This window comes from Chryseobacterium sp. MYb264, assembly GCF_035974275.1.
Lineage (GTDB): Bacteria > Bacteroidota > Bacteroidia > Flavobacteriales > Weeksellaceae > Chryseobacterium.
Genome location: NZ_CP142422.1, coordinates 4,541,005 through 4,555,198, shown reverse-complemented (window position 1 = coordinate 4,555,198; position 14,194 = coordinate 4,541,005). Strand labels below are relative to the sequence as shown.

Annotated in this window: 13 protein-coding genes; 5 read left to right on the top strand and 8 right to left on the bottom strand. The window is 35.0% G+C overall.

Features of this window, described 5'->3' with window-relative positions; translation table 11 throughout:
* Positions 1-80: 80 nt before the first annotated feature.
* The 3 genes from VUJ46_RS19915 to VUJ46_RS19905 all read left to right on the top strand — a co-directional run bounded on the left by VUJ46_RS19915 (position 81) and on the right by VUJ46_RS19905 (position 2,130).
* Entirely contained in the window at positions 81-950 is an 870-nt protein-coding gene (locus tag VUJ46_RS19915; protein WP_326982422.1) for a hypothetical protein, read from the top strand.
* 316 nt (positions 951-1,266) lie between these two features.
* Positions 1,267-1,662 (top strand): hypothetical protein, encoded by a 396-nt coding sequence (locus VUJ46_RS19910; RefSeq protein WP_326982421.1) that lies wholly within the window; start codon positions 1,267-1,269, stop codon positions 1,660-1,662.
* 24 nt (positions 1,663-1,686) lie between these two features.
* Positions 1,687-2,130 carry an META domain-containing protein gene (locus VUJ46_RS19905; RefSeq protein ID WP_326982420.1) on the top strand — a complete coding sequence of 148 codons (444 nt, stop codon included), beginning with the start codon at positions 1,687-1,689 and terminating at the stop codon, positions 2,128-2,130.
* 73 nt (positions 2,131-2,203) lie between these two features.
* Here the strand turns inward: VUJ46_RS19905 and VUJ46_RS19900 are convergent, their stop codons facing one another.
* Both VUJ46_RS19900 and VUJ46_RS19895 read right to left on the bottom strand, forming a co-directional pair.
* Entirely contained in the window at positions 2,204-2,461 is a 258-nt protein-coding gene (locus tag VUJ46_RS19900; RefSeq protein ID WP_326982419.1) for a SemiSWEET transporter, read from the bottom strand.
* Between the two features lie 517 nt (positions 2,462-2,978).
* The gene (locus tag VUJ46_RS19895) at positions 2,979-4,634 is read right to left on the bottom strand and encodes a hypothetical protein (protein WP_326982418.1); all 1,656 of its coding nucleotides are present in this window, start codon (positions 4,632-4,634) and stop codon (positions 2,979-2,981) included.
* Positions 4,635-5,277: 643 nt separating this feature from the next.
* Here VUJ46_RS19895 and VUJ46_RS19890 point away from each other — a divergent pair.
* Positions 5,278-5,739, top strand: coding sequence for a transposase (locus tag VUJ46_RS19890; RefSeq protein WP_326982417.1), 462 nt, complete (start codon positions 5,278-5,280; stop codon positions 5,737-5,739).
* Between the two features lie 11 nt (positions 5,740-5,750).
* Positions 5,751-6,101: a helix-turn-helix domain-containing protein gene (locus tag VUJ46_RS19885; protein ID WP_326982416.1), complete on the top strand. Its 351-nt coding sequence runs from the start codon at positions 5,751-5,753 to the stop codon at positions 6,099-6,101.
* 230 nt (positions 6,102-6,331) lie between these two features.
* On the opposite strand, the gene VUJ46_RS19880 is transcribed toward VUJ46_RS19885, so the two are convergent.
* From VUJ46_RS19880 to glmS, 6 genes are all read right to left on the bottom strand, one after another.
* Positions 6,332-7,384 (bottom strand): NAD(P)/FAD-dependent oxidoreductase, encoded by a 1,053-nt coding sequence (locus tag VUJ46_RS19880; RefSeq protein WP_326982415.1) that lies wholly within the window; start codon positions 7,382-7,384, stop codon positions 6,332-6,334.
* Between the two features lie 56 nt (positions 7,385-7,440).
* Complete coding sequence (gene porN / locus VUJ46_RS19875; protein WP_326982414.1) at positions 7,441-8,379, bottom strand: type IX secretion system ring protein PorN/GldN; 939 nt, start codon at positions 8,377-8,379, stop codon at positions 7,441-7,443.
* A gap of 21 nt (positions 8,380-8,400) precedes the next feature.
* Positions 8,401-9,993, bottom strand: coding sequence for a type IX secretion system motor protein PorM/GldM (gene porM / locus VUJ46_RS19870; RefSeq protein WP_326982413.1), 1,593 nt, complete (start codon positions 9,991-9,993; stop codon positions 8,401-8,403).
* Between the two features lie 52 nt (positions 9,994-10,045).
* A complete protein-coding gene (gene porL, locus VUJ46_RS19865) occupies positions 10,046-10,744 on the bottom strand; it encodes a type IX secretion system motor protein PorL/GldL (protein WP_326982412.1) in 699 nt (232 codons plus the stop codon).
* A gap of 55 nt (positions 10,745-10,799) precedes the next feature.
* Entirely contained in the window at positions 10,800-12,218 is a 1,419-nt protein-coding gene (gene porK, locus VUJ46_RS19860) for a type IX secretion system lipoprotein PorK/GldK (protein WP_326982411.1), read from the bottom strand.
* A 108-nt stretch (positions 12,219-12,326) separates the two neighbouring features.
* Positions 12,327-14,180 (bottom strand): glutamine--fructose-6-phosphate transaminase (isomerizing), encoded by a 1,854-nt coding sequence (glmS, locus tag VUJ46_RS19855; RefSeq protein ID WP_326982410.1) that lies wholly within the window; start codon positions 14,178-14,180, stop codon positions 12,327-12,329.
* Positions 14,181-14,194 lie beyond the last annotated feature (14 nt).

The window sequence follows — 14,194 nt, the reverse complement described above, 5'->3', positions numbered from 1 at the left end:
AAAATTAGATCGAAAGGTTTAATTCAGACCAAAAACTTAAAGCTTTAAAAAGCCTAACACCATGCAAAACTTAAAGAACTATGAAAAATTCACTCATGGCAGCATTTTTATTAGCTGTATCTTTCTCCAACGCACAAGTGGGTATTAATATTGCTAACCCAGATCCATCGTCTATTCTGGACGTGAGTTCACCAAATAAGGGAATTTTAGGTCCGAGAATTTCTCTCACATCTGCAACGATGCAGCTTAGTGGAAATCCCAATGCAACCGGTCTTCTTGTTTATAATACGGGACCCGCCTTAAATCCAGGATATTATTTCTGGAACGGTACAGAATGGAGAGTATTCAATACCTCATCCGGAACTAGCGGAGGGAATACCAATCTCGCCCATTTAGAAAGCATAGCGGTCATGGGACCTTTGGTAGCTACAACAGATAACGGAAGAGCAGGATATGCCTTACAAATTACAACGCCTGACGGCAAGTTTTCCGTACGAACTTTTATCCCTACAAATTCGGCTTTTTCACAAGTTAATTTACAAATTAGGAATAACACTGCTTCCAATGTAGAAATTATTTCTAATGGGCATTATCTGTGGAGTGGAGCCGGAGGTTATCAACAGAACCAGCTGAGGCTACCGCCAAATGCCTGGGCGGGAGACAATGCAACATCATCTTCAAGTTTAATTGATGCTACCACCGGCGCAAGAATACAGACAAGCTCTACCAATCCCTATTGGGGTGATCCCGAAACGTATGCGGCAGGAATGCCAGAACAGCGTCTTTACTCATGGACTACCAATAGCCCTACCGACAAAACTTTTTATAAATTGTATTATATGATGGGATCTTCATCTCCAACGAGCGCAGGAAGTGTGACTACTTGTCCTGCGGGAACATGTAACACAACAAAAGCATTCTTTACCATAGAACAGATTACTGCCCCATAAAAAGTAAAACATTCTATACACTATCAATTAAAGAGGCTGTCCTAAAAGCTTGGGCAGCCTTTAATTTTATCCATTTTTTTCGTAGCCCTGTACAGGAGGTATATGCAAATATTAAATTCTCAAAAAGGATGTCTGACTTTTAGGACATCCTCTGTTTTCATCTCATAATCCAGAATTCGTTAAAGAAAGAGAGTAAAATACAAAACACTGGTAATCAGTTATTTTATATAAAATTAACATTTATTAATAAAAAAAGTTGTATTTTTATAACTCATTAATATCAAATATTTTATGAATCACCATATCACTTATCACTATGAAAACATTATTACAACCCCTCCTTTTAGGGCTTTTCGCACTCTCCCTCGCAGCGTGTAAAAATTCACCGAAAGAAGCAGAAATACTTACGGACACAAATGATTCTGTAACTCATGATGACATTGTAAAAAATGTCTATACAGACAACAACGGCGAAAAGATTGAAGTCAGTATCAATCATACTCAAAACACCGCAGTTGTACATCTTGACGGCAAGACCTATGACCTACAAAAAAGTGACGGATTTCCTGACTATACTGCTTCCAATGCAGAATACCAATATTCAAATATTCGGGGAAATATTACATTTTTGAAGAAAAATTATGACATGGTGCTCTTTAGCTATAAAGAAAACGGGAAAGACAAGTCTGCCACAAAAATGGCTTCCTATTAAAAGAACAAATTAAACGAAACAGATATGAAAAACCTTTGTTATTCTTTAAGTTCCTTTATTTTGATGATTGTTTTTGTGTCATCCTGTATGAGCAAACCTTCTCAGGCTCCCATTGATGTGAATAATGACATCACAGAAAAAGTCTGGACACTCACAGAGCTCAACGGAAAACCTATTGTGCTTAAAAATCCTAAGGCCAGACCTTTTTTCAAACTGAACAAAGCAGATATGAGATACGAAGGGCATGGTGGATGCAATGGTGTGGGCGGTACTTTTGAGATAAAACCTGAAATGATGCGTATTAAATTTAATCAAGGAATGTCTACCATGATTGCCTGCGATGATCTTCCGACAGAAAGAGCATTTTTAGATGCTTTGCTGGCTGCTGACAATTATTCAGTAAGTGGAAAAACGCTGAGTCTGAATAAAGCCCGAATGGCTCCGCTAGCGAAATTTGAAAGCCAATAAACAATACGATTTATAAAAATAGCTTTAAAAACGTCTTACGAGGTAAGGCGTTTTTTTATTCTTAAAATGAGGTTTACTTTTTCCCGAACATCAAACAGCAACTCAGTAAAGTTATGTTTAAGATCACCGCAAAAGAGTTGGAAAGGATAATAGGAAGTTCATCTTTTAAAAAACCGTACCAAACCCAAAGAGATAAACCAGAGATAAGAACAATGAGCATAACCCACGAGAGATCCTCCGCATTTTTTTCTTTAACAACCTTAATGAGCTGCGGCAACATTGCAACAGAGGTAAGTATTCCGGCAATAATTCCTAAGATATTCTCATCCATAATCTTTTATTTTTGTGGTAGAATTCATCATCAGTCCTTTAGCTCCTCGGTTCAGTAGCGGCTATGGCGGCATACTTTTTATGATATTCAACTTTTTCCTCTTAAGAACCTAGCGACAAACTATTTTTATAGAATAAATTTCATTCCAAATATCGATTTTTATTGAATTTTTTATAACATTAAAAGATAATCGTTACAAGGAATAACGATCAATGATGGTAAATTAAGGATCATCTTAATCAAAAATTAGATTATACCATTTTATCTTTGAAATTTCCATTACATTATTTAACTCTTTCAGGGTCATAATATCATTGGATACTTATACATCAGGTTTTACCTGACACTACTCATTTTTAACCCCTTCGGGGGGAAGGTAAATTCAAAAAGAAAACAGTATTATTTATTTCAGAATATTTTTCCGGTAAGGCAATTTTCATCCTCACCTTTATGTATTTACTTTTCAGACTGATTCAGTAATCGAACGTATGTAATGCTCTTCTTTTCCTTATTAAATTTATACAATCATACCTAAAAAAGTAGGCAGGTTTTCTTCCTTATCCAGTTTCATTTTTGCTTTAATCTTGGCTTTGTAGACCCTCACACTTCCGGGCGTAATTTTTTCAAGCAATGAAACCTCTTTGGATGAAAGGTTAAGTCTGAAATAGACACATAATTTGAGTTCCTGTGCTGTAAGCTGAGGAAATCTCTCTGATAATTTTTTAATAAATTCTCTGTTTTCAGAAGAACTGTCATCAATAAATTCATGATTTTTTTCATCAATCTGAAGTAGATTATTCATTTGAAAAAAAAGATCTCGTACTGTATCTGTAGCATTTACATTCTTGGATTTTCTAATTTTTTTAAGATTCTCCAGAAATGCCTTTTCTGTTTCTATTTTAAGATTGAGATTTAAATGCAGATTTTTGATCTTTTCCTCTTTGAGCAGAATATCCTTTTCGAGGCTTTCATTATTGTTTTCCAATTCATTTTTAAGTCCGGTCAGATATTCTTTTTCTTTTTCATTTTTCTTTCTGATCTTGAGGATAGATCTTGTAAAAAAACTTATCAGAATAATGACCAGCACAATCAACAAAACGGTGTTTCTTTCCTGCATTTCAACCTTATAATCAAACTCCTGATTAATATTTTTAATGATATACCCATTGAGAATGTCAGAAATATTATCAAGATCTTCTACCGTTTCCTCATTACTTTTCTTATTAAGCTCTACCAGTTTTTCGGATAACTGCTTCAGCTGCTGAAGATCATTTTTATCTGAATAATAATGCTGCAGGATTTCACAAAGCAAAATCCTTTGATTGGTATTCTTTAAACGAGGTTCGAGGGCAAGAAGGTAGTTTATCAGTTCAATTTCTTTATTTTTTTCACCGGTGGTCTTATATATTTCAAGCAGCTGCCTGGTATTTCTGATCTGGTTATCTTCCCTTTTTTTCTGATCCTTATTAAAGTGAAACTCCTGCTCAAGGTACTTAACAGCACTCACATAGTCATCTTTATTAAAATAAATCTCTCCCAGATTACCTTTCATCGTATAAGTAAAACGTCGTTCTTCTTCTGTAGGATTCGTTTTCCCCTCAAGAATTTCAATTCCGTGTTTTATGTTGCTGATACTGGATTCAGTATCCTTCATTTCATAATCGCACAATCCGAAATTATTATACATAGAGGCTATATAAAGCATATCGTCTTTCTTGAAAGTTTTTAGCGCTTTATAAAAATAAATCCGGGCGAGTGAGAAATTATTGTGCTGAAAATACCATCTTCCTTTGGCATGATAGAGATGGGGAAGAAGAACTTTTTTGTCATCCTTTTCCTCTATTTTGATAGCTTCATTAAGAAACTGCAGGCCTAATTTAGGAGAGGTATCCTCAAATTCGTGAGCCAGGCTCAGTTTACAATAAGCCGTAATAAAATCATAATCTCCGTCGTTGATTCTTAATAATTCATAAATCAGGGATACTTTTTTAGGCCTCTCGTCAATATCGATAAAGGTTTCTGCAAATTTACTGCTTATAAGGTACTTAAGCTCGTTCGTGCGTTTGTATTTTCCCAGTTCTATACGATAAATTTCAGAAATTTTTTCCTGGTTACGATTGGCCTTTGAGAGTTCTTTATTAACCTCATAAAAATAATCTTCCTCTTTTTCCATGTAACAAGAAGTCATGAAAAAAAGGATAACAATAAGCCCTATAATCCTGTAAACATACATCCACTAAAAATATAAAAAAAACAAAAATAAAAAATGTATTTAATTGAATTTCAATACTTTTAAGATTAATAAAAATCAAATACTCAAAAAAACAAATTTTGATTTAAATTTTTAATCAAAAAAGCTCTTAATAACAATTTTAATACATACAAAGAAAAAGAAGTAGTAGGAAAATGAATACATAAATCAAGCCCGACAAATAAATTTAAGTCCCTCTCACAATTTATACCACAAGATTCCCACCTAAAATCCTTAAATGATTTTGTAAATTATCATGAAATACTTCATTAAAATATATGCAAATCTTATTTCAGTGAAAAAAAAAATCAGAAATTTTAAATTCTAAAAAATTAACACCTTGAAAAACACAACAAATTAATATTCAATAAATTGTAAAATAAAAATTAATACATAATAACGAATTTTAATGATGCTATTAACGCCTATTAACAGTTGAAAATATTTTTTTTTGCCTGCGACATGATAGATTTGCTTCAGCAATCATGCCCTGCCCATTTTTAGAGAGTATGCCTGCCTAATGAACAAACAAGAATTATTGCGTATAAACACAAACGAAACGATTATGACATCATTTAAGGACATCAATATCGGTACATTAATAGAACAGAGGGTTACAGAATATGAAATAGAAATATCCAGAATATGTAATTTCTTTTCCTGCAGCGAGGATAAAATAAAAGAAATGTACAGATCTCACACTATTGAAACCGAGCTTCTTTTAAAATGGAGCAAACTTTTGGAATACGATTTCTTCAGAATCTATTCTCAGCATCTCATCTTATTTTCTCCTCAGAGCAATTTCTATACCTGTCAAAAGGAAAAAACCTCTTCACTGCCACAATTCAGAAAAAATATTTACACTAAGGAAGTGATCGAATTTATTGTCGAACTTATCAATTCCGGTGAGAAAAATATGAATGAAGTGATAGAAAGATATGGAATTCCTAAAACGACTCTGCACCGATGGACTGTAAAATACAGAAATATGAATAACAAAAAAAATTCAGAAAAATCAACCCCATAACACCTTATATTATGCCACGAACCTACCCAAACTACAGACTGATTTATAATGACATCATCAGCAGAAACCACCCGAACAAACAACAGGAATGTAACAATATTCTCACCAAAAGAGAAATATCTATTCTTGATGTTATCACGTTAAATAATATTATTTTCGGACTGCATGATAAAGAGACGGTTGAATTTAATCAAAAGCACCGATCTTACGATCAGAACGCCATTCTTGAAATCCTTGAGTACCAGCAAAAAAACGAACTTAACAACACAGAATTAGCGAATCATTTCAAACTGAGCAGAAATACGGTAGCTAAGTGGAAAAAATATTTTAATCAAAAACATTTGCATTCCGTTACTATTTAAATCTTACACAAAAAAACACAATCAATATAAATCACCCGAATATTGATGAGAATGTAAATGTTTTTAAAATAAAATAACCTTATCATCTATAATAACCAATATCATATAATTATTTAGTAGAAGTAGGAATGCAAATTCGCCGGACCAAATACTCATCCCGATTTGTTATCCGGCGATTTGTTTCCTCTTTGTTTTATCTTTTTAACCACATACTCTCGCAAAATAAAAGCTTATTGGGGTTCATTCTTCTGTGTGAAACGGCTTAGAGATATTTCTTCAGGTAAAGGAATACCTGTTTCGATAAAATCATATAAGCTTTTCGCAAAATAGCAACCGTTAAGGATTCCTCTTGCTCCTAAGCCATTGAAAACAAAAAGGTTTTTACATTCTGTATGGCTCCCTATGATTGGTCTTCTGTCTTTCACTGTAGGTCTGAAACCAAAATTCACTTCATGAATATCAAACGGATACGGGTAAAACTCCGACAAACCTTTTTTAAGTTGTTCTACTGCTGAAGAATCAATTTGATGATGCAGCTGCTCACGATCGTAAGTTCCTCCGTAAAAATATAAACCGTTCTCGGTAGGAAAAAGAAAATGCTTTTTCTTAATCGTTATATTTAAGGGAATGGTCTGCGAGATCTGAACTTTGATATGATGCCCTTTGTTGGCCATCACAGGAATTTCTGAAAAATATGGATTCTCTTTCACTCCCATTCCTTCACAAAAGATGAGATTTTTAAAATGAATATCGCGATAAGAAGATTCATCAATACGGATATCTGTATAATTAAATCTTTCCTTAATTAAAAAGTTGTTATTTTCCAGAAAAGCAAATAGACCTCCAAAAAAACCTTTTACATTAAGTCTGGCAGACTGATTAACCTTTCCGGAAAGATATTCGTTTTTTACCCCCTTTAAATCATCGAATTTAGGATCAAGGAAATGAGTAAGCTCTTCTTTCCCTGATTTTTTAAGCCAAAGGTTTCTTTCATTCTCATCATGAAAAATTCTGTGAATAGGCGCCTCAATCAGATAATTTTCACCGGTATATGTTTCAATTTCTTTCAGCGTATCTTTTAAAAAATGAATTTGATCCTGAGCCAGCCAAAAGGTAGTGAATTTCTTTAAAACAACAGGATTAATGATTCCCGCGGATATTTGGGAAGCACTCGTTTTACCTTCAGAAAAAAGGATGAAGGACTTATTCTCCTTTATTAGCTGATGCGCAAAAAAAAGTCCTGCATACCCATCTCCAACTATTATATAATCTACATTTTTCATAATAAAAAAAACCTGAGTAAAAATACTCAGGTTTTCTATAAATATCAAGTGAAATATTAATAATTCCACATATCGTTTTCCATTTCAAGAATCTGCTCTTTGATTCTATCACTTTCTTCCAATTGTTCATCTGCATTCTTAGGAATGTAGTCTTTAATAATTCCATCTCCTAAACCACTTGAAGACTTATAAATAATAGAAGAAAACCTTCTCGCATTTATTAAATCATCAAAAGAAAGATCTGCAGAAGAGTTTTTTCTATTGAAAACATAATTATTAGCTAAGATATCTCTGGCATTCGGATAATAGATCCAAAACAGATCGATAAGCTCGTCGTTACTCGCAATTGGCTTACCGTCCGGACCGATAACTCCCTGTACAGCAGGATCTGGTCCCATTGCAGCAATTCCAAGAGGTCTGTACTTCATTTGCCCATCTCTCTTATCAATAAACCACATACCCATGATCTTAAGCACTTTAACCTTATCAGTAGTCGTCTTATAAACATCTGTATATTGTTTCTTCTCCTGATCCGTTAATGCTCTTCCAGAGTTAAGAATATCAATAGCAGCGTCGTTAATAACCACTTTCTCTAATCTTTTCTGAATACCATCAGCAGATAGTCTGTCGACAAAGTTTTCATCATTATAAACCTGCTCAATCTTTCCTGTAAGTGCGGCATCTAACAAAAGCTGGTATAATGATCTCGTCTGAGTAGACAATAAACCATCAGGATTATCATAGTAGAAAGGTTGGTTAATCTTATCATTCATATCGATAATTTCCCAAACAAACATACTTTTTAAGATATCTTTATCATCAACAAAGCCATATTCTAAAGGCTTTACTGTTTTATCAACAACAGTATCTCCTACTTTCTGCTTATTTTCCTCTCTCATCTTTCTGAATTCTTCCGGAGAAGAAGCGTTCAGAATAGTTTGGGAAAAAGCAAATCCCGAAACTAATACTAAAAGGCTGCTAATATATTTTTTCATAATAAATTTACATTTTTAGTTCTATTGAACGTTAATTAATATAGGAGTAATGTTTTTAATTACCTGTCCATCCAGACCTTGTGCTGTTGCTTTAATATCAAAGATTGACACCACATCTCCGGTTCTTAAACCTCTTACCAAGCCTGCTGCATCATCCAAAGAACTTCCTTTAATTAATAATGCCGCTTTCCCAGGCACTCTTACCATAAACTGTGTTACAGTGAATGATACAGGGAAGTCGAAGTCAGGAATTGCCGCCTGAACAGACTGATTAGGAATAGAAGTTGCCGGCATGGACAATACATTCTGTCCTCTCATCTGACCTTGTGGAGGTGGAACATTTTTAATTCTATATTCAAATACCTCAGAAACGGTTTTACCGTAAGGGTCAACACCAGATAAAGTTAATTTTACGGTGTTTCCTGTTGTTGGTTTTACGATCCATTTCCCAGCTCCTGTATTTCTTACTGTTGCTCCCGGAGCAGATAATGACAATTTAGAATTATCAGCACCTAAGATAGAACCAGATACTGGATTTTCAAGCCCTCTGTACATAACGTTCATTTTATCCGCAGAAAGCAATAATCCTTTTTCCATTTTCACCTCTCTAGGTCCAGCAATTACATTATACGTATGCGTCCAAGGGAAAGTTTGTGGCTTTCCTGAAGCATCTGTTAAAGTAATAACTCCAGAAAGCTTATGCTCTCCGATACCAGCTCCTGAAATCGGAATAATTCCTTTACCATTTTCCTGTTTGCTTACACCGGAAATACTGATCTTATTACTGTTAGAATAGGTACCTAGCATAACTTTCACTTCAGCCTGCTTACCTGCCTGAATATCGGTTGGTCCAGAAACAATAGGTTCGTAGCTTGTAAATTTGATACTGGCATCCACTTTTTCCTGTAGCAATAAAGCTAATGCATCTGACTGCACGTTTCTTGCGTCATTCTGAATAATTTCCAGATTTGAAATTGCGGCAATAAGCGGCTGATGATAGAATTTATTCTGAAACCAGGTTTTACCGTTTGGAGATTTTCCTTTAGGATACTCAGCAATGATCGATTTATTCGCTCTATCTACTAAATCCTGTAACTGAGGATTATTACCAAATGCACTGTTAATAAAATTTCTTACATCATCAATCTTAGCTTTTAAGTCCAATGCTCCTTTAGATGGTGCATTTTCGTCTCCTTCTTTGAAGAAATAAGCCATTGTCGCTTCATTGTTATTCAGAGCTGCGAAATTTTCGCTTACATCAAGATCTTTCCCTGTTTTAGGATCTTTATCATGAAATTCTGATTGTTTTTTAAGGTTAGCCTTAATATCATCAGCTGATTTTACTAAAAGATCAATTTTACCTTTCAGTTGCTTATACTGCTCCCAAGGTTGTGCATATGTATCAGGTACCTGTTGAGCTTTAGCTTCAAGAGTTCTTTCGAAAATTTTCTCATTTTTTCTCTCAGTTAAAGTTCTAGTCTCATTAAGTGCCTTTGTTGAGTCATAATATGATCTGATGATTTCTGCATCAATATTTAGGGCCATCATCGCGATGAACACCAAATACATAAGGTTGATCATCTTCTGACGAGGGGTCTGTTTTCCTGCTGCCATTCTTTTTTTTCGTTTTTTTGATTAAGTAGTTAAATTATGAATGGTTTGGGAATTAAGACTTCATAGCAGTTAACATACCACCGTAAACTCTGTTTAAGTTATTTAAATTTGATGTTAAACCTTGTAACTCCTGATTGAATTTTTCAGATTGTTCCGCAGATTTTTGCATATCTGCCACATATTTATTAGCAAATTCAGATTGTTTTTTACCACTTTCCAATTGCATCGCATAAAGAGCGTTCATGCTTTCCATGTGAGTAGCAGCTTTGTTCAATTGGTCATTATACTTATGGGTAGAAGCAGAAACGTCTACCGTTTGATTAATCTGATCTACAGAGCTAGAAAACTTATCGATACCTGTTCTTAATCTCTCAAATAACTGAACATCAAGTTTCGCATCTTCCAGCATTTTATCCAATTTCGTAGAAAGAGAGTTTTCTAATTCTGCAAATTGGTTAGAAGCAATTCCTTTAGGCGAGGTTGAGTTTGAATGTAACGGATTAGGATTGGCATGTTTATCCAGTAATTCAGGATAAACATTTTCCCATGCATAAGATTCTTCTGTTTTCGGGGGGTCAAATGCGAAAATAATGAAGATGATAGCCTCTGTAATAAGTCCCACAGTAAGGGCAATGTTACCGTTAATTGGTCCCAGGGTAATATGGGTAATTTTAAGCCAAGCTCCAAGAATTACAATTGCAGCACCGAATGAATAAAAGAAATTCATCCACGCATCTTTAGTCTTAAACATATAAGTTAGTTTTTTTTAATGTTAATTTTTATAAATAAATAGCCGAAAATGATGTTTATCTTTTGATATTTCTAGGTTTAACAGCCGCTTCAGGGATATCCTGTACAGTTCTGAATCCGATATAACTTCTTGCTGAGTCTTTTCTTTCCCAGTCTCTTGCACCTGTCATTAACATATAACCTACATCTTTCCAAGATCCACCTCTTACAGATTTTTTGTTATCAGATCTGTCTTTTGTAGAAGGGTTGAGTGTAGATGAGAAGCCGTATGAAGAGTTGTTATATGCAGATAAAGTCCATTCAGAAACGTTTCCTGCCATATCATATAACCCATATCCATTTTTCTTAAATTTCTTTACCGGAGCTGTATATGTAAAAGTACCTTTTTTCTCATCTTCCATATAATTACCTCTCTTCGGTTTGAAGTTGGCAAGATAACAACCTCTGTCATCCATTAAATAAGGACCACCCCATGGGTAAGTTGCATTTTGCATCCCACCTCTTGCTGCATATTCCCATTCAAATTCTGTCGGAAGTCTGAAAATTAAAGGTTTTTGTTTTTTTCTTTTTAAGCTTTCGTTGTAATCAGACTTTAATTTTGTTCTGAAGTTACAGTAAGCTCTAGCCTGATCCCAAGTTACCCCAACAACAGGATAATCTTTATAAGCTTTGTGCCAGAAATATTGCTCAAACAATGGTTCATTGTAAGCAAAGTGAAAATCTTTTACCCACACCGTTGTATCGGGATAGATGGCAATGCTTTCACTTTTAAGAGAATTAGCTCCTCTTTCGTTATCAGCAATTGCCGTCCCCATATCTTCCCATCTGTAGGTATATTTCAACTTACTAACATCAAGGATTCTTTCATTACCAATTCTTGAAGAAGCAGGCAAATACAAAGATTCAAGTATTTCTGCATATTCTACATCAGGATATTTTGAAGTACTCCAGTGCAAAGGGATTTTCCAATCCAATTTTTTGCTGGCATCATACTCTCCGTCATCTCTACCTCCTTGTCCTTCTAAATATTCCTGATATGGTGTTAAATTATCTTCTTTTTTTGCAAGGTATGCATAATCACCGATTCCGGTTCCTCTTCCTCCACCTTCACCACCTTCTCCGGCAGCTTCTGCAAGTAAAGTTCTGGCAATAGAATCTCTCACATAATTAATGAATACCCTGTACTCTGCATTTGTCGTCTCAGCTTCATCCATAAAGAAAGAGGAAACCGTTACCGTTTTTAATCCTGCTTTTTCAGGAGTATTTGTAGGATCCTGATCCGCTAAACCTGCAATAAAGGATCCTGCAGGGATTGCAACCATACCGTAAGGTCTTTCTGCAACAAATGATTTTGTTTTTTCTCTTGGTATCAATTCTCCTTTTGTTCCTGGTTTTCCCACAGAAGAGCTTCCCCCACCTGAACAAGATACCGACGCTACCGACGCAGACAATAATAAAAGAAATATCCTTTTCATGTTAATTTTTATAATTAAGCCGTAAATATATAATTTTTTTAAGAAACTTTTAAGATTTTTTTTGAAATAACGTGAGAAATCTAAATTTATTTTATTTATAATAAATTTTTATTCCACAGTTACAGATTTTGCCAGGTTTCTTGGTTGGTCTACATTTGCTCCTCTATAAACAGCGATATAATAAGCCAACAACTGTAAAGGCACTGATGCTACGATTGGTGAGAAGCATTCTGAGGTTTCAGGAATCTCAATTACATAGTCTGCCATTTCACTTACCTGGGTGTCTCCTTTATTTACAACAGCAATAATTTTTCCTTTTCTCGCTTTTATTTCCTGAACATTACTTACAATCTTATCGTAATGTCCTTTTTTAGGAGCAATGATGACAATAGGCATGTTTTCATCGATTAAAGCAATAGGTCCGTGCTTCATTTCTGCAGCCGGATATCCTTCAGCATGAATATAAGAGATTTCTTTAAGTTTTAATGCACCTTCCAGTGCAGCAGGATAGTTATACCCTCTTCCTAAATAAAGGAAGTTTGTCGCATGAACGAAATCTTTTGCGATATTTTGAGTTAATTCATGAGTCGTGCTTAACACTTCCTCAATTCTTTTGGGAATGGCATCCAGTTCGGAAATAAGGCTCATGAATTCTGCATTTCCTAAGTTCCCGTTATGTTTCCCCAATTTAAAGGCAATAAGAGTAAGAATGGTTAGCTGAGCCGTGAACGCTTTTGTAGAAGCCACACCAATCTCAGGTCCGGCATGGGTATAAGAGCCCGCATCCGTAATTCTAGCAATAGAAGAATCTACCACATTACAGATTCCATAGATAAATGCTCCCTTTTCTTTTGCTAATTTTAAAGCAGCCATCGTATCAGCTGTTTCTCCAGACTGAGAAATTGCAATTACAACATCCTTATCGGAAATGATAGGATTTCTATATCTGAATTCTGAAGCATATTCAACTTCAACCGGAATTCTCGCATATTCTTCTATAAGATATTCTCCAATGAGACCTGCATGCCAGGAAGTTCCGCAGGCAATAATAATAATACGGTTGGCATTCTTGAATTTCTCAATATGATCCCAAATGCCGGCCATTTTAATTACTCCCTCTTCTACAAGAAGTCTACCCCTCATTGTATCGTGTACAGATTTGGGTTGCTCAAAGATCTCTTTAAGCATAAAATGCTCAAACCCCCCTTTTTCTATTTGTTCAAGACTCAATTTAAGTTCCTGAATTTCAGGTTCTATTTTAGAATTTTCATTGATGGTGCGGATATCTACTCCTTTTTCCAAAGAAATCGTCGCCATATGCCCTTCTTCCAAATAGATGGCCTCTTTTGTAAATTCCACGAACGGAGAGGCATCCGATGCGACAAAATATTCTTTTTCGCCGATACCAATGGCTAATGGAGATCCCAATCTTCCCACAACAAGTAGTCCAGGAAAATCTTCATGCATTACTGTAATTGCATAAGCTCCGTATACTTCATTCAAAGCATATCTTACCGCTGTCGGGAAATCTGTCTCAGCATTTAAGTCCATAAAATACTGAACAAGATTTACCAATACTTCTGTATCTGTTTCAGATTTGAAGAAATATCCTTTTTCTTTAAGCATTGTTTTAATAGTATCATAGTTTTCAATGATCCCATTATGAACAAGTGCTATTTTTCCATTATTAGATAAGTGCGGGTGAGAGTTTCTATCACTGGGAACCCCGTGAGTAGCCCAACGGGTATGTCCCATCCCTATTTTTGCCACTCCTTTCAACTGGCTGGAAATCTGTACAAGATCCTCTACTTTACCTTTTGTTTTTTCAACTTCAAGTTTATTGTTGCCATTTTCAAGAACGATTCCGGCACTGTCATATCCTCTGTATTCCAGTCTTCTCAGGCCGTTAATCACAATCTCATACGCATCCTGAAAACCCGTATATCCTACAATTCCGCACATAATTATCTCGTGTT